General features: G+C 62.6%; 1 protein-coding gene and 1 pseudogene. Both read left to right on the forward strand.

The annotated features are described in order from the left end of the window. Positions 1-116: 116 nt before the first annotated feature. Positions 117-425, forward strand: a complete 309-nt coding sequence (nuoK, locus tag AC1DWF_RS34730; RefSeq protein WP_476843019.1) for an NADH-quinone oxidoreductase subunit NuoK — start codon at positions 117-119, stop codon at positions 423-425. Positions 426-429: 4 nt separating this feature from the next. After that, a pseudogene (locus AC1DWF_RS34735) lies at positions 430-697 on the forward strand (NADH-quinone oxidoreductase subunit L); the annotation flags it as partial.

Raw genomic sequence — 697 nt, forward strand, 5'->3', positions numbered from 1 at the left:
GGCATCAACCGCGAGGACATCCTCCGCCCGCTGCCGCCGCCGGTGAAGGAAGTGGCCGCGCCCATCGAGCATGACGACCACGGGCATGGTTCTCATGGGGGAGGGCACCACTGATGCTGACCATCGGCCTCGCGCACTACCTCACGGTGAGCGCCATCCTCTTCGTGCTTGGAATCTTCGGCATCTTCCTGAACCGGAAGAACGTCATCGTCATCCTGATGTCGATCGAGCTCATTCTGCTCAGCGTGAACCTGAACCTGGTGGCCTTTTCGTCCCGGCTCGATGACCTCGCCGGGCAGGTCTTCGCGATGTTCATCCTGACGGTGGCCGCCGCGGAGGCCGCCATTGGCCTCGCCATCGTCGTCATCTACTTCCGGAACCACGGCAGCATCGAGGTCGAGGATATCTCGGCGTTGAAAGGTTAAACCGATGTTCGTCGGCGCAGTCTTCTTTCCGCTGCTGGGCTCCTGCATCAGCGGTTTCCTGAACCRCTGGATCGGCGTGAAGGCCTCCATGTGGTCCTCCGTGACCTGCATGGTGCTGGCCGCCATCTGCGGCTCGCTGGCCTTCTGGCAGGTGGCGATGGGCGCACAGCCCACCACCGTCGAGATTGTCACCTGGATGGATGTGGGTGAGCTCGAATTCGCCTGGGCGCTCCGCTACGACACGCTGAGCGCCATCATGGTCGGCATGGTGA

Source organism: Aminobacter sp. P4_D5 (assembly GCF_056401815.1).